The following is a 14,273-nucleotide window of genomic DNA, read 5'->3' as shown; positions in this document are numbered from 1 at the left end:
CTGATTTTTTTCTTGGCTTTCTGTTGTGTTATCTTCCACGAAGAGTGACACAAGAATCGAGACCAGCAGCGTCAACGGAAGCCCATTGAGCATTGGGCTGTTAATGAATCGGGACATTTCGGGGCTCATATTGATGAAAAAACTGGCGCTCAATGGATCAGCCAAAAACCGGGGGCGTATCCATGGTGAGCAGATGCGCGATGAAATCAGCGCAGTGCTGGATTACTACCGGTCACGTTTTCTTAGAGACAGGGAACGTTTACAGTCTCATCTTGATCTGCTGATGCAGAAAGTTCTGTCATTCAGACCGCACTATAAAGTGGAGATGGATGCTATTGCCGAAGCCGCAGACATTGAGCCTTTTTGGATTTATTGCATTAACGCCCGCAGTGAGCTTATGTCCTCGCCCATTGAGTGTTCTTCTGTCGCATTCCCAAGGCAGGGGCTGATAGGGCAAAACTGGGACTGGGCTGAAGCACTGGCAGGCAAGTTGGCCCTGGCAGATGTTGAACTCGAAAACGGTCATCGATTTCTGACCATGACCGAGCCGGGTATGCTGGCCAAAATCGGAATGAACTCTGCGGGGCTGGGTGTCTGTCTGAATATTCTGCCCGCCACCCGAAAACTGACCGGCTTGCCTGTTCACATTTTATTGAGAGCATTGCTGGAATCTCAAAGCCTTCAGGAAGCCCGATCTCTGATCGAGGCTCACGGGGCAGGCAAGGCCAGTCACATTATGGTCGCGGATAAAAAAGAAACCATAGCGGTTGAGTTGGCACCTGATCAGCCCTGGTTCCAATCCACGGAACAGGATACTTATCTGCATACCAATCATTACTTTCAGCCGGGTCAGGCCCAGCCAACTTCATCAAAGCCGTGTACTGAGACCCGGCTCAAACGGCTAGAGGATGGGTTACTGTATAACCCTCAACTGAACCTTAAGACCATGATGCAAATGCTTGATAATAATGAAAAACCTTTTCCGGTTCTCAGGCCCTACAGTTATCATGAGCTGACCGGAAATGCGGGAACTCTGGTGACCCTGATAATGAATCTTGGTAAACGACAAATGTTGTTGAGGGAGGGGCACGACCCTGAGCAGGGGTTTGAGAGTTACCGCCTGGCGTAATATTCAATGCTGGGACCCTGTGTTGGTTGCATGGTATCTTGAAATAAACCGTGAGCTGCTCTGCGCGCAGAGCAACTGTTGATGAGACTGTCAGGAGATTAAACGGGAGTCGAATGTCCGAATCGATCACCAAGAAGCGTAAGCGAGCCGCAGAAGAAAAGCCGATGCTCAAAGCCATAACGGGTATTCGTGATGCGGACTCTGGCGCAGGGACTGAAGAAGCCAGTGCTCTGGTACTGAGACTGAGAGAAGCGGGTATGTTATTCCTGCTGGTGCTGGCTGCTTTTACTGCATTGGCGCTGTTTTCTTACAGCCCTACAGATCCCGGCTGGAGCTACGTGGGCCATGAAGGAGAAGTGGCAAACAGCACAGGCAGAGCGGGAGCCTGGTTCAGTGATGTCCTGTTTTCCCTGTTTGGTGTATTTGCCTGGTGGATACCGGTTCTGCTGGTCATCAAAACGGTGCTGGTTTTTCAATATCGATACAGTGCCTGGCGCTGGCAACCCGGCTGGTTTGTTATGCGCTCACTGGGATTACTGCTGGCTCTGGCTACAGGGGCAGCATTGGCTGCTATTCATCTGGAAACAGTCGGCAGGGGCTTGCCTGCCCGGAGCGGTGGTATTCTCGGTCGCATGATTATGGAACAGTCACTGCCTGTTTTTAATCTGGTCGGCAGCACATTGATTTTGCTGGCCATTTTTCTGGTGGGATTCACTATATACACCCATCTGTCATGGTTTCAGGTTCTGGATACAATCGGGCGGTTATTAAAGATAACTTTTGCCAGAACAGGCAGGGGCATTATCCGTTTGGTTGCAATCATCCGGGCTCGCATCGCTGATTGGAAAGAGCAACGTGAAAGGGATCGTGAAGCCTTTCAAGCCGCTCAGCCTGAGCCGGAGCCTGCCGACTTTGCTCCAAGGCAGCGTCAGGAGCCTGTAGTGGTTCTCCCGGCTCCTGAGCCCGAATCAAAACCCACCAGACTCGGCAAAATTGCCGTGCCCGGGAAAAGCCCTTTAGCCGATATAGAAGATGCCATTGAAATACCGCCGGAAGGTGAACTACCCGGCGTGGGCTTACTCGACAAAATCAAAGATCATGGCAACGGTATTAACCAGGAAGAGCTGGACATTGTCTCCCGCCTGCTGGAAGCCAAGCTGGCAGACTTTGGTGTTAAAGCTGAAGTGGTCGCTGTGCATCCGGGTCCGGTGATTACCCGTTATGAGATTCAGCCTGCGCCCGGAGTCAAGGCCAGCAAGATTTCCAATCTGGCCAGGGATCTTGCCCGTTCTCTGGCTGTGGTCAGTGTCCGGGTGGTTGAAGTGATTCCTGGCAAGTCAGTGATGGGCATCGAAATTCCCAACGACGACCGGGAAACGGTGTTCTTTGCAGAATTGATTGCTTCCAGAGCTTATGAACAAGCCGCATCCCCACTCAGTCTGGCGCTTGGACATGATATTGCCGGTCAGCCGGTGGTGGTAGATCTGGCAAGAATGCCGCACCTGCTGGTGGCAGGGACTACCGGTTCCGGTAAGTCGGTTGGCGTTAATGCCATGCTGCTCTCCATGCTCTTCAAATCCGGGCCGGAAGACGTTCGTCTGATTATGATTGACCCGAAAATGCTGGAACTGTCGATTTATGACGGTATTCCGCATTTGCTATCTCCCGTAGTGACCGACATGAAAGAAGCCGCCAACGCCCTGCGCTGGTGTGTGGCAGAAATGGAACGTCGCTACAAGCTGATGGCGGCTCTGGGGGTCAGGAATATTGCTGGCTACAACAAAAAGGTCAAAGATGCGGCGGCTACGGGCGAGCCTTTGCGTGATCCATTCCACGAAGCCATGACCCTCGGTGATCTGGCCCCTGAGCTTGAATCACTGCCGTTCATTGTCGTGGTGGTGGATGAGTTTGCTGACATGATGATGATTGTCGGTAAGAAAGTCGAAGAACTGATTGCCCGGATTGCCCAGAAAGCCCGTGCGGCGGGCATCCATTTGATACTGGCAACCCAGCGTCCTTCGGTGGATGTCATTACCGGCCTGATCAAAGCTAATGTTCCGACCCGAATCAGTTTCCAGGTGTCCAGTAAAATTGACTCCCGCACCATCATTGATCAGGGTGGGGCAGAACAATTGCTGGGTCATGGCGACATGCTCTACCTGCCGCCGGGAACCAGTGTTCCTATTCGTGTTCACGGTGCTTTTGTCAGCGATGATGAAGTGCACCGGGTGGTTGCTGACTGGAAGAAGCGGGGCAAACCTGATTATGTGGAAGCCGTTCTCAGTGGCGCCGATACGGCTTCCGACGGCAGTGCTTTCAGTGGTGGACTGGATGAAGATTCAGAGCAAGACGCCCTGTATGATGAAGCGGTCGCCTTTGTGACTGAAAGCCGAAGAGCGTCAATTTCGTCAGTGCAGCGTAAATTAAAGATTGGTTATAACCGCGCTGCGCGTATCATAGAGACTATGGAAACAGCCGGTGTGGTGAGTCCGGCAGGTCATAATGGTAATCGTGAGGTGATCGCACCACCTCCCGTGAAGGGTTGAAGTTGAGTGTTTAATAAAATTTCCCAAGTGGTTGTAATTACTGCTATTTTCAATGTCTCAGCGCAGGTCATGGCGGCCCCGCTGGAAAATGTTTCAGCCACCACCCTGAAGGCTCAACCAGTCAAGAAGCTGGATGTCAGCAAGGGGCTGAACGATGAGAAAGCCTCTCAGGCTCTCGCCAAAAAACTGCAGTCCATAAAAAGTCTGAGTGCTCATTTTCAACAGCAAGCGGTCTCTTCTGATGGTCGTACCAAGACAGAATCCGGGGAGATGCAAATGAAACGTCCTGATCTTTTTCGCTGGCTTACCAGGGAACCTTTTGAACAGGAGATCGTTGCCCAGGGCAATAAAGTCTGGATGGTAGACCCTGAACTCCAGCAGGTGATCATCCAGAAGCAGGATGCACGCAGGGCCAATACGCCAGCCAAACTGCTGACAGGGAATGCCCGTGAGTTGCTGAAACAGTACAAGGTTTCTGTCTATAGCAAGGATCGCAATGAGAGATTCACTCTGACACCCAGAGAGGAGTCAGACCTGTTTGAGAAGCTGGATATTGATTTTCGCCAGGGGAGGCTAAGCGCTATTGAGTTGTCTGATTCTCTGGGTGGCAAGCGCAGAATCCTGTTCTCCGGGGTGAAGGAAAACACTCAGTTGAATGACAGCCTGTTTGAGGTAAAACCTCCCAAAGGTTTTGATGTCATTGATGAGACCCGGGGTTAGCTGTGTATTCTGCCGGTTTGTTTGACGACGAGTCATCCCGTTATGAGCCCCTTGCTGCACGCATGAGGCCCCGCAACCTGGATGAGTACCTGGGGCAGGAGCATATTCTGGCCAGAGGCAAACCTCTGCGTGAAGCTTTGCAGCAGGGTGCCATTCATTCGATGATTTTCTGGGGGCCACCAGGGGTCGGGAAAACAACTCTGGCCCAGTTGGTTGCCGGTGTCTGTGATGCCCACTTTGAAACACTGTCTGCGGTTCTCTCTGGTGTCAAAGACATTCGGGCTGCGGTCGCCAGAGCTCGGGACGAGCAGATGACCCGTCAGCGCAAAACCATTTTGTTCGTGGATGAGGTGCATCGTTTTAACAAGTCTCAGCAGGACGCTTTTTTGCCCCATATTGAAGATGGCACTATCACATTTATCGGTGCTACTACCGAGAATCCTTCCTTTGAGTTGAACAACGCCTTGCTCTCCAGGGCCCGGGTTTATGTATTAAAACCGCTGACGGACGATGCGCTCAGAGAAGTGCTCCATCAGGCTCTGTCTGACGAACGGGGTTTTAAGGGCAGTCCTGTTTCACTGGAGCCTGAAGCTGAAGATATTCTGATTCGTTATGGCGATGGCGATGCCAGACGGGTTCTGAATACTCTGGAAGTAGCGGCAGATCTCAGTGAGGATGGCCAGATTAAAGTGGCAACGGTGACCGAGATTCTCGCCGACAGTGGCCGACGTTTCGATAAGGGCGGTGACGCATTTTACGATCAGATATCAGCCTTTCATAAATCCGTGAGAGGTTCTGATCCCGATGCCGCACTCTATTGGGCTGCCAGAATGGTGGATGGTGGCGCTGATCCACTCTATATCATTCGCAGACTGGTAGCGATTGCCAGTGAAGACATTGGCAATGCCGATCCAAGAGCGCTGGAGATGACCATGAATGCCTGGCAGGCTTATGAGCGGCTGGGCAGTCCGGAAGGGTTGCTGGCTCTGGCCCATGCCACAGTTTATTGTGCCTGTGCGCCCAAGAGTAACGCCGTCTATCTGGCCTGGAAGGCGGCGATGGCCGATGTCAAAGGAAACCCTTCCTTTGACGTTCCGCACCATCTCAGAAATGCTCCCACCCAGCTGATGGGATCCTTGGGCTACGGTTCTGAATACCGCTATGCCCATGACGAGCCCAATGCCTATGCAGCCGGTGAATGCTATTTTCCAGAGAATATGGAGGCCCGAAAGTACTACCAGCCCAATGATCGCGGACTGGAAATCAAAATTCGGGAGAAGCTCGGGAAACTGGCGCAATGGGATCAGCAGAGTCCCGTTCGCCGACGTCAGGAAGACTGATCCATACCGGTTCTCGTGACAACTGAAAGATAGCCATGGGCCCCGATGAACCTCAATCATGATGAAGTTAATCTGCAAGCGCAAAGTTTCCCCGGGTATTTAAAATGAAGTTCTGGATATTCCTGTCCAGCCTGCTGATGTCAGGCATAACCCTTGCCGGTGAATATCGCACCTGCTCAATCAGTCATGGTCAGATCAGCCAATGTGGTGGCATGTATACCGGCACAGCGGTGATTAAAAACAATGGCGCCTACCGTCAGTGTGAAATCATTCAGGGAAAGGTTTCCGGCTGTGACCGTAAATACAGCGGGTCGGCTATTGTGGCGGATAAGGGTATTTACCGCCAATGTAAAATCACCACAGGGTCTGTTTTTTTCTGTAGTATCAGGTTCAGTGGGACGCTACCGGTTTACAGATAATACTCAAATCGCCTGAAAGACCATGATCGCTGCCGGATAGTCCGGCAGCTCTTTCACTATCTGGTGATCCAGCAGCTGCCACCGAGCCTGCTCACCTATTTCACAAAGCTGCGCAATACTTTCCGGGAAGTCGAACTGGCTGACGTGATCCAGAACAAGGTTCTGCCAGTCGCCCTGAAGCTCCGAAATACTTTTGAAGTACTGGCCAACTTTTTCGATGTATTGATCCCGACTCTGTTGATCAAGCCTGATGGCATCAATCATCACAAACAGGCTGTTGGGTTCTGCCTTGTTCCTGAGTTCCGAGAAAAGCGCCTGTTTTTCCGACAGGGAGCCATGATGAATGGCGAAACTGCTGAAGATCAGGTTGTAGGCGCCCTTAACTGGCAGGGGGTCGAAAATATTACTGAGAAAGAACTGTGAATCAACCCCGGGTTTTTGCATGTTCTGTTTAGCCATGGCTAAAACAGATTCAGCAAGATCGACTGCCGTGTAGGAGGTTAGCGATAGCTCTCTGGTCATCTCTACTGCCAGTGACGCATCGCCACAGCCAAGATCGAGCAGGTCTACTTTTTGATCGCCGTAGTGCTGCATGAGTTTACTAGTAGCAAGACGCATCAGCTGCTGGTGGCCCATGACATTGTTATCGACCAGCCAGCGGTAGCACTGCCATTGTTCATTAAAAATATCGACTTCTGAACGATGTTTCATCGGCTTACCGGGGTGTACTCTGATGATGGAATGAAAGACGGGAGACCCACTGTTATTGAAGCAGGTCAGAGATATCTGTCCAGTCGGCTGACCTGTTTGTCCCACTGCCAATGCCAGGGAGCCCGCAGCGCAGAAGCCGGAAAACATAGAATAAGGTGCTCTTCCGCTGAAAATCAGAGCACCAGACGCTGGTCGAGATCAACCCTGAAGCTTATGGTCGTCAACGACATTGATCATATGGAGCAGATAAGAACCGCGCTGGCAATTCAGGCTGTAACAGTGAGTTTGACACCCAGTGATTTCAGCAGGCGGTGAACCGTATCCCAACGGGGCTGCACCCTGCCATTGAAGGTTTTGTAAAGGCTCTCCCGGCTCAGCCCGGTTTGCCTGGCCAATTGAGCGACCCCTTTTTTCTTAACCACGTCACCCAGAGCGAGTACGAAAACAGCGGGGTCGTCGTCCAGATAAGCCTCAGCCAGAAAGTGTGCAATCTCATCATCGGTTTCCAGCATTTCCACAGGGTTAAAAGGTTCAAGTTTCAGTGCCATCGTCATTCCTCATTTGTTCTATCAATGTGTGGGCTTTGAGAATATCCCGCTTTTGGCTGCTTTTGTCGCCACCGCATAAGAGTGCGATTAGCTGACGGTTCCGGATTGTGAAATAGAGGCGGTATCCTTTACCAACAAAAATTCTCATCTCACTGACCTGGTTTCCAACGGACTGGACATCTCCGAGGTGGCCGGCCCTGGCCCGCTCAAGCCTTATGGCGATAGCCTTCGCCGCTTGGCGGTCTTTCAGGCCTTTGCGCCACTTCTGGAATACCTCTGTGGCCACTAAATCGAATTTCATAATTTCCAGACTGTAACCTATAGGATACATTTTTGCAAAGTGCTCCGTCCTGAAGTGTCTGATTTTTTGGAACCTTTGGCGTGATTTTTGGCGAACCGTTCTGGCAGTTCAATTGAAGCAGGTCAGAGATATCTGTCCAGTCGGCTGACCTGTTTGTCCCACTGCCAATGCCGGGGAGCCCGTGTTATCTTGGCACAGATCAAACTCTATCAGTCTGGTCACGCCTGACGTAGCAAAAGCGGCTACGGGCAGAACTGTGACCAGAAAACAAACAGGAATTATGATGCAAGCTACACACTGGATAGCCGTCGCTGCGGGTGGTGCACTGGGAGCCCTTCTCAGAGCATTTGTCTATGAGCTGTTTGTGCTGACCCGTAATCCCCATCTGCATCATTTTCCGACGCTGACGGTTAACCTGGTGGGATCAGTTATCATGGGGGTTTGCTGGTACCTGCTGACAGAAAAAGCCATGTTATCACCCACCTGGAAGGTCTTTGTGATGACCGGTTTTCTGGGCGCACTGACCACTTTCTCAACCTTCTCTCTGGATCTGATGAGATTGCTTCAATCCGATCAGCTTCTGACTGCCCTGGCCTATGGGCTTGGCAGTGTTCTTGTTTGCCTGCTGGGAACCTGGCTGGGTTATCAGGGGGTCCGCTGGGCGCTTTAGAACCTGGATACAGGCTCAACCGTTTATCGCTATTTCTGCACCTGCCAGTAGATTGTCCTATGCTTCCGGGGTTTGTTAAGGAAAATATTCTTTAAAGAAAAGGAGGTATAGGATGTATCTTTTTCGAATAATTAGTTCCGTTTTTGTCAGTCTTGTGTTGGTTGCTTCCTGTTGGGGCAGTGTTGATTCACCTGAGCAGAAAGCGCTCAGGTACGCCCGGGAAAATCTCAACAGACTCTATTTTGACTACGTCTTTGCAGAAGAAAACGAGAAGCTGTTAAAAGCCATCATGGTTTCTGTAAGGCGACTTTATGACCACTATGAGCTGGATCATTGGCTGGAAGGCCACTCTGCAACAGGCAATCAGACCGAAGCCCGACAGCAGCTTCTCACCGGGCTGGTCCAGCAGGCAACCCGGCATACTATCGCAAAAATCAATGGTGACGAGGAGCTGGATGGCAGTGATCGTTCCATGTTTCATCTCCTGCAGGCAGTCAGCAATGCGCCATCCATGCGGGAATCCCAGGATGTTGCTCACTGGTTCCACACTCGGCCCTTACTGCTTCAGGGGGTTCTCGCTGAAGATCGCATGGATTCCATGGAAAGCCTGATTCAGGAGGCTGTGCAAAACAGTTTCAGAGAATTCCCGTCCAACCAGCTTTCCCGGGAGCAATTAGCTCAGCAAATCGGTTTTATTCTTCTGGAAATGCAGGAGCGTTTTCTGCGTGGCAAGGTGCTTCGTTCTCTAAGCCACAAGGTAGATCGGCAAAAGCAGAACCCGAAGATTGCCAGAGACCCGGCATTTAGCATTTACCTGTCCCTGCTGACTAAAACCTTTAACAACCATCCCACCCTCTGGCATACAGACAGCAAACGTCGTGAGTATCAGGAAAATCTCTCCGCGCTGTTTATGAAAGCCACAGATCGTGAGGATTATGGTCATGAGTGGTACCAGCAGATCCGCAGGATTCTGGCTGTTGAAAAAATGGTGCCTGTTACACCACCGCCGCCCGGTCAGAATCCGGGCAGCCATCACAATCGGCATGAAAGTAATGGGGAAGCCTGGTATCAACCCACTGTGTTAAAAGCAGCGCTTGGGATGGGGGCTATGCTTGGCGTGTTGACCTGCGCTGCGGTTTACATAGTGATCTCCTTCGAATATGACACAGAATCGGGCATCGACAAACCCGGGCGGAAAGGTCCCCAGGGAAGGAACTTGAGACCTAACAGCGCTGAAGGGAAGCAGGTCAGTTTCATGCAGTCTCCACAGCCAAGGCTATACAGCTATTCGTGGGAAGAAGGCGATATCTGGGCAGTAGAAGAGGAAAGACGCCTGAGAAGACAGGAGGAAGAGGAAAGACGTCTGAGAAGGCAGGAGGAAGAGGCTAAAAGACAAGCCACTCAATCAACTCATCATCAAGACGGGTTTGGGGAGGCATTCGGCTCCATTTTCAGTCTTCCAGGCAGCGGTAATGGCGGCAGTGGTTATGACATCTTTGGTAGTTATGACAGCTCTGGTGGTTACGGCAGCTCTGGTGGTTATGACAGCTTTGGTACACCCTCTACTGAACAAGTTCAGAGTCGGGATGCGGTCTGGGACTGAAGTCATGTATCTGTTTGATTCTACGTCTTTGTGCCCGGCATTTTTCCTGTCTGCCTGCCGGGAGCCAGTCTGGGTTATCAGGGTATCCGGCCGCTCTTTAAACCGAATGCAGCCTGAGCCAATAATTTTTCAGAACCTGCCAGACGCTTGTCCTAAGCTTTCTGAATTTGTCAGGGCGCAGGGGTGGCAGATGTTTTTTTTTCGTGGTTTGTGGTCCGTGTTTTTCAGTCTGATGCTGGTAGCTTCCTGTTGGGGCAGTGTTGATTCACCCGGGGAGAAAGCTGCCAGGAATGTCCGGAACAATATCAACAGACTCTATTTCGATTACGTCTTTGCAGAAGAAAATGAGAGGCTGTTAAAAGCCATCATGGTTTCAGTGCGGCGTATCTATGACCGCGATGAGTTGGATAAAAGGCTGGAATGTCAGTCTGAATCTCTCTATCAGACAGAAGCCCGACAGCAGCTACTCACCGAGCTGGTTCAACAGGCCACCCGCCATGCTATTGCAAAAATCAATGGTAACGATGACACGGATGACAGTTATCTTCCCATGTTTCATATTCTGCAGGCACTGAGCAATGCGCCATCCATGCAGGAATCCCTGGATGTTGCTCATTGGTTCCAGACCAGGCCGGTGATGCTTAAGGGGGTTCTGGCTGAAGATCGTATGGACTCCATGGAGAGCCTGATTCAGGAGGCTGTGCAGAACAGTTTCAAAGAATTCCCGTCTGACCCGCTTACCCGGGAACAGTTAGCCCGGCAACTCGGTTTTATCCTGGTCGAAATGCAGGAGCTGTTTCTCCGGGGCAAGGCGCTTCGTTTACTCAGTTACAAGGTAGACAAGCAAAAAAAGAACCCGCAGATTGCCAGAGACCCTGCATTTACCATTTACCTGTCCCTGCTGACGGAAGCCTTTAACAAGCATCCTACTCTCTGGCATACCGACAGCAAACGTCGTCATTATCAGGAAGACCTCTCCGCCCTGTTTATGAAAGCCGCTGATCGTGAAGGTTATGGCAATGAATGGTACCAGCAGATTCGCAGGATTCTCGATGGTGAAAAGCCAGTGCCTGTTACCCGACCAACGCCCGCTCAGAAACCGCACAGGCATTACTACCGGGATGATGATGAGTGGGAAGGCTGGTTTGAACTCACTCCCTTTAGAGTGGTGCTTGGGATGAGTGTAATGTTTGGCGCATTTGTCACCACCATGGTCTGTCTGGGAATGTCTGAACATGAAGCGGAGCAGGGCAGGCAGGAGCGGCGGCAGGAGGAGAATCTGCAAAGGAAATTGGGCAAAACACTCAACAAACCCGGGCGGGAAGATCCGCAGGGAAGGGACTGGAAACCCAACGAAACTGACAGGAAGGAAGTCAAAGAAGCTGCGGAAGGCTTTGAAGAAAAGATCATAAAAAATGTACTGATCCAGGCTGGGGTTCTGAATCCCCTTTTCTGTAACATGGATATAGCTGATATCTACATGCAGATATCGCTGACAGAGCTCTACAGGTATTTGAGGAAAGAACGCTATATCTGGACAGAAAAAGATGAAATTCGCCGAAAAAGGGAGCAGGAAGAATATAAAGAACGCCGCAGAAAAGAGCAGGAACAGGCTAATGAAAGAGCCTGGACGCCCTCATACACTGAAACAACCTCGCAACAAAACGGGTCGGAGTCTTTATCGAGCTTCACTTATAATTTTCCAGGCAGCGATGACGACAGTGGTTATGTCAGCTTTGGTACTGCCACTGCCACTGAGGTTCAGGGACGGGATGCGGACTGGAATTGAGGTCATTTATGTGCCTGATTCCATGTTTGGAGGCCCGGCAGTGTTCTCATTTGCCTGCCGGGAACGTCTGAATCTGAACCATTAATTAGTTTTTCGGCACTTGCCAGTGGATTGTCCTATGCTCCCTGAATTTGTCAGGACATTGGGGTGGCGGATGTTTATTTTCTGCGGTTTATGGTCTGTGTTTTTGAATCTGATGCTGGTGGCCACCTGTTGGGGCAGTGTTGAATCACTCGAACGGACAGCTCTCATAGATGTCCATTACGACATCAACGGTCTTTATTTTGGTCACGTCTTTGCCGAAGAAAATAACAGGCTGTTAGAAGCCATTATGGTTTCAGCACGGAAAGTTTATGACCGCTATGAGCTGTATCAGTGGCCGGAAAGTCATTTTGCTTCTGACAATCAGACAGAGCACCGGCGGCAGCTGCTCACCAGACTTGTCCAGCAGGCTACCCGCCATACTATTGCGAAAATCACGGGTAACGATGATATAGATGACAGTTACCGGGACCGTTCCATGTTTCATCTCCTGCAGGCATTCAGTGGTTCTCCTGCCATGGAGGAATCCCGGGATGTTATTCATTGGTATCGAAACCAGCCGGTGTTGCTTCAGGGGGTGCTGGCTGAAGATCGCAGGGACTCCATGGAGAGCCTGATTCAGGAGGCGGTACAGAACAGTTTCAGAGAATTTCCGTCCAACCCATTTTCCCGGAAACAGTTAGCCCGGCAACTCGGTTTTATTCTGCTGGAAATGCAGGAGCTTTTTCTCCGTGGCAGGGCGCTCCGGTCTCTCAGCTACGAGATAGAGCAGCAAAAACAGAACCCGAAGATTGCCGGTGATCCTGCATTTATTCTTTATCTTTCCTTTTTGACTGAACTGTTTAACAGCCATGAAGCCCTCTGGCATAGAAAGAGCCTGGGGAGCAAATGGCGTCAGTATCAGGAAGACCTCTACGCCCTGTTTATGAAAGCCGCTCATCATGAAAATTATGGTATTGAGCGGTACCAGCGGGTTCGCAGAATTCTGGATGGTGAAAAGCTGCTCCATGAAAAGCCGGCCAGGAAATACTACTCGTACTGGAATGACATCAAATACTACCTGTACTGCATTGAAGTGGGCCCAAGGGAGAAATTTACCCTTTGGCTTGTGGTTGATTGGCTGATGATCGTTATTGTGGAAGATTTTGCGTACCGTATACGCCTTCACCAAGGGCAATTCTAGTGACTTTGTCTGCACCCACTAGTCGATTGTCCTATGCTTTCTGAATTTGTCAGGGAATAGGGGGGGCGGGTGCTTCTTTTTCGTGGTTTATGGTCTCTGCTTTTCAGTCTGATGCTGGTGGCTTCCTGTCGGGGCAGTGTTGAGTCAGTCGGGCGGAAAGCTCTCATAGATGTCCAGTACGACATAAGCAATCTCTATTTTGGTTACGTCTTTGCCGGAGAAAATAAGTTGCTGCTAGAAACCATCATGGTTTCTGCACGGAAAGTCTATGACCGCGATGAGCAGTATCAGTCGCTGGAAAGTCATTTTACTCCAGACAGTCAGAAAGAAGATCGGCAGCGGCTGCTTACCAGTCTTGTTCAGGAGGCCATCCGTCATACTATTGCAAAAGTCACCGGTGACAATGGTATGGATGACAGTCGCCCTTGCAGTCCCTCGCTTCATTTTCTGCAGGTATTCAATAGTATTCCTGCTCTGGAGGAATCCCGGGATGTTATTGATTGGTATCAAAATCAGCCGGTGTTGCTTCAGGGGATTCTGGCTGAAGATCGTACGGACTCCATGGAGAACCTGATTCAGGAGGCGGTAAAGAACAGTTTCAGAGAATTCCCGTCTCACCCACTTACCTGGGAACAGTTATTACCAAGATTTGTGGTGAAGAGGGCATTCTATTATGAGCCACTTACCCGGGTACAGTTAGCCTGGCAACTCGGCTATATTCTGCTGGAAATGCAGGAGCTTTTTCTCCGTGGCAGGGCGCTCCGGTCTCTCAGCTACAAGATAGAGCAGCAAAAACAGAACCCGGAGATTGCCAATGATCCTGCATTCACTCTTTATCTTTCCTTTTTGACTGAGCTGTTTAACAGCAATGACACCCTCTGGCATACAAAGAGCCTGGGGAGCAAATGGCTTAAGTTTCAGGGAGGCCTCTCCGTCCTGTTTTCGCAAGCCGCTAATCATAAAAATTATGGTTTGGAGTTTTACAAGCTGGTTCGCAGAATTCTGGATAGTGGAAAGCTATTCAATAATAAGCCGGTCAATAATGAGCCGGTCAATAAAAAGCCGGTCAATAAAGAGCCAGTCAGGAAAGACTACGTGAACATGATCAGCGATTTACTGGATCGAAAGATCGGACTTGAGCTGATTGCTATTTTTAGCATGTTGATGATCAACGCGGTGGCTCATCTTTTGAGAACTGCACATGTATATGAAATGTTTGTACCAAGGGTATGAGTAGCTGTTTGAGGATAGGCTGCAAAGGACATCAGGCAG

13 protein-coding genes are annotated in these 14,273 nt (G+C 50.5%); 10 read left to right on the top strand and 3 right to left on the bottom strand.

Features of this window, described 5'->3' with window-relative positions; all coding sequences use genetic code 11:
- The first annotated feature begins 133 nt into the window (after positions 1–133).
- The 5 genes from ACOMG9_RS13960 (at position 134) to ACOMG9_RS13940 (ending at position 6,154) form a co-directional block, all read left to right on the top strand.
- The gene (locus ACOMG9_RS13960; protein ID WP_448217308.1) at positions 134–1,129 is read left to right on the top strand and encodes a C45 family autoproteolytic acyltransferase/hydrolase; all 996 of its coding nucleotides are present in this window, start codon (positions 134–136) and stop codon (positions 1,127–1,129) included.
- A gap of 113 nt (positions 1,130–1,242) precedes the next feature.
- A complete protein-coding gene (locus ACOMG9_RS13955) occupies positions 1,243–3,675 on the top strand; it encodes a DNA translocase FtsK (RefSeq protein WP_448217307.1) in 2,433 nt (810 codons plus the stop codon).
- 6 nt (positions 3,676–3,681) lie between these two features.
- Positions 3,682–4,395, top strand: coding sequence for an outer membrane lipoprotein periplasmic chaperone LolA (lolA, locus tag ACOMG9_RS13950; protein ID WP_448217306.1), 714 nt, complete (start codon positions 3,682–3,684; stop codon positions 4,393–4,395).
- 62 nt (positions 4,396–4,457) lie between these two features.
- A complete protein-coding gene (locus ACOMG9_RS13945) occupies positions 4,458–5,735 on the top strand; it encodes a replication-associated recombination protein A (RefSeq protein WP_448218647.1) in 1,278 nt (425 codons plus the stop codon).
- A 104-nt stretch (positions 5,736–5,839) separates the two neighbouring features.
- The gene (locus tag ACOMG9_RS13940) at positions 5,840–6,154 is read left to right on the top strand and encodes a hypothetical protein (protein WP_448217305.1); all 315 of its coding nucleotides are present in this window, start codon (positions 5,840–5,842) and stop codon (positions 6,152–6,154) included.
- 3 nt (positions 6,155–6,157) lie between these two features.
- On the opposite strand, the gene ACOMG9_RS13935 is transcribed toward ACOMG9_RS13940, so the two are convergent.
- The 3 genes from ACOMG9_RS13935 to ACOMG9_RS13925 form a co-directional block, all read right to left on the bottom strand.
- Positions 6,158–6,865 carry a class I SAM-dependent methyltransferase gene (locus tag ACOMG9_RS13935; RefSeq protein ID WP_448217304.1) on the bottom strand — a complete coding sequence of 236 codons (708 nt, stop codon included), beginning with the start codon at positions 6,863–6,865 and terminating at the stop codon, positions 6,158–6,160.
- Positions 6,866–7,131: 266 nt separating this feature from the next.
- Positions 7,132–7,413: an addiction module antidote protein gene (locus ACOMG9_RS13930; RefSeq protein ID WP_448217303.1), complete on the bottom strand. Its 282-nt coding sequence runs from the start codon at positions 7,411–7,413 to the stop codon at positions 7,132–7,134.
- Positions 7,397–7,744 carry a type II toxin-antitoxin system RelE/ParE family toxin gene (locus ACOMG9_RS13925; RefSeq protein ID WP_448217302.1) on the bottom strand — a complete coding sequence of 116 codons (348 nt, stop codon included), beginning with the start codon at positions 7,742–7,744 and terminating at the stop codon, positions 7,397–7,399. The genes ACOMG9_RS13930 and ACOMG9_RS13925 overlap by 17 nt, the downstream gene beginning before the upstream one ends.
- A 250-nt stretch (positions 7,745–7,994) precedes the next feature.
- On the opposite strand from ACOMG9_RS13925, the gene crcB reads away from it, so the two are divergent.
- The 5 genes from crcB (at position 7,995) to ACOMG9_RS13900 (ending at position 14,234) form a co-directional block, all read left to right on the top strand.
- Entirely contained in the window at positions 7,995–8,384 is a 390-nt protein-coding gene (gene crcB, locus ACOMG9_RS13920) for a fluoride efflux transporter CrcB (protein WP_422134050.1), read from the top strand.
- A 112-nt stretch (positions 8,385–8,496) separates the two neighbouring features.
- Positions 8,497–9,987, top strand: a complete 1,491-nt coding sequence (locus tag ACOMG9_RS13915; protein WP_448217301.1) for a hypothetical protein — start codon at positions 8,497–8,499, stop codon at positions 9,985–9,987.
- A gap of 190 nt (positions 9,988–10,177) precedes the next feature.
- Positions 10,178–11,776, top strand: a complete 1,599-nt coding sequence (locus ACOMG9_RS13910; RefSeq protein ID WP_448217300.1) for a hypothetical protein — start codon at positions 10,178–10,180, stop codon at positions 11,774–11,776.
- A 118-nt stretch (positions 11,777–11,894) separates the two neighbouring features.
- Positions 11,895–13,001 carry a hypothetical protein gene (locus tag ACOMG9_RS13905; protein WP_494528977.1) on the top strand — a complete coding sequence of 369 codons (1,107 nt, stop codon included), beginning with the start codon at positions 11,895–11,897 and terminating at the stop codon, positions 12,999–13,001.
- Positions 13,002–13,070: 69 nt separating this feature from the next.
- Positions 13,071–14,234 carry a hypothetical protein gene (locus ACOMG9_RS13900; RefSeq protein ID WP_448217298.1) on the top strand — a complete coding sequence of 388 codons (1,164 nt, stop codon included), beginning with the start codon at positions 13,071–13,073 and terminating at the stop codon, positions 14,232–14,234.
- The last annotated feature ends 39 nt before the right edge of the window (positions 14,235–14,273 follow it).

This window comes from Endozoicomonas sp. PH6C (genome assembly GCF_059322965.1).
The sequence above is the reverse complement of the archived record's forward strand: the minus strand, read 5'-3'. Positions and strand labels throughout refer to the sequence as shown.

Excerpts from the sequence above, each read along its gene's own strand:
- ACOMG9_RS13935 (WP_448217304.1), bottom strand. The coding sequence starts at position 6,865 with ATGAAACATCGTTCAGAAGTCGATATTTTTAATGAACAATGGCAGTGC.
- ACOMG9_RS13960 (WP_448217308.1), top strand. The coding sequence starts at position 134 with ATGAAAAAACTGGCGCTCAATGGATCAGCCAAAAACCGGGGGCGTATC.
- crcB (WP_422134050.1), top strand. The coding sequence starts at position 7,995 with ATGATGCAAGCTACACACTGGATAGCCGTCGCTGCGGGTGGTGCACTG.
- ACOMG9_RS13955 (WP_448217307.1), top strand. The coding sequence starts at position 1,243 with ATGTCCGAATCGATCACCAAGAAGCGTAAGCGAGCCGCAGAAGAAAAG.
- ACOMG9_RS13915 (WP_448217301.1), top strand. The coding sequence starts at position 8,497 with ATGTATCTTTTTCGAATAATTAGTTCCGTTTTTGTCAGTCTTGTGTTG.
- ACOMG9_RS13945 (WP_448218647.1), top strand. The coding sequence starts at position 4,458 with ATGAGGCCCCGCAACCTGGATGAGTACCTGGGGCAGGAGCATATTCTG.
- ACOMG9_RS13930 (WP_448217303.1), bottom strand. The coding sequence starts at position 7,413 with ATGGCACTGAAACTTGAACCTTTTAACCCTGTGGAAATGCTGGAAACC.
- ACOMG9_RS13940 (WP_448217305.1), top strand. The coding sequence starts at position 5,840 with ATGAAGTTCTGGATATTCCTGTCCAGCCTGCTGATGTCAGGCATAACC.
- ACOMG9_RS13910 (WP_448217300.1), top strand. The coding sequence starts at position 10,178 with ATGTTTTTTTTTCGTGGTTTGTGGTCCGTGTTTTTCAGTCTGATGCTG.
- ACOMG9_RS13905 (WP_494528977.1), top strand. The coding sequence starts at position 11,895 with ATGCTCCCTGAATTTGTCAGGACATTGGGGTGGCGGATGTTTATTTTC.
- ACOMG9_RS13925 (WP_448217302.1), bottom strand. The coding sequence starts at position 7,744 with ATGTATCCTATAGGTTACAGTCTGGAAATTATGAAATTCGATTTAGTG.